Below are 512 nucleotides of genomic sequence, written 5' to 3' on the forward strand. Positions count from 1 at the left end.
GGCGAGCGCGAGGTGCCGGTCCGGGTTCACCGGGTGGCCGAGCGTCCGGCGCAGCACCGAGCCGGCCCCGTCCGCCCCGACCACCGCCCGGGCGGCCAGTTCCCCGTCGAGCACCACCCGGTCCTCGCGCACCTCCACGGTGCGTACGGTGTGCCGGCGCAGCTCCGCCCCGGCCGCGGTCGCCGCCGCCACCAGCCGGGCGTCGAACACCTGCCGGGGCACCGTGTACGCGGGCCGGGGCAGCGCCCGGGCCACCGTCCCGCCGCCGGGGCCGACGAGGCGCAGCGCGGGCAGCGGCGCGTACCCGTCGACCGCCCCGGTCACGCCCAGCTCGGCGAGGACGTCCAGCGCGTGCGCGGCGATGCCGTCCCCGCACGCCTTGTCCCGCGGAAAGTCGTGCCGGTCGAGCAGCAGCACGCGCTGCGCGCCCGCCCGCCGCGCCCCGAGCGCGGCGGCCGCCCCGGCGGGCCCGGCCCCGACGACGATGACGTCCCACACACCCCCATCCTCCC

General features: G+C 80.9%; 1 protein-coding gene. It reads right to left on the reverse strand.

What is annotated here, in order from left to right:
- Positions 1–498, reverse strand: a 498-nt coding sequence (locus F8274_RS30845) for an NAD(P)/FAD-dependent oxidoreductase (RefSeq protein ID WP_151465919.1), incomplete at its 3' end; no start/stop codon positions are given.
- Positions 499–512 lie beyond the last annotated feature (14 nt).

The sequence above is a fragment of the Micromonospora sp. AMSO31t genome (assembly GCF_008868175.1).
Taxonomy (GTDB): Bacteria; Actinomycetota; Actinomycetes; order Mycobacteriales; family Micromonosporaceae; genus Micromonospora.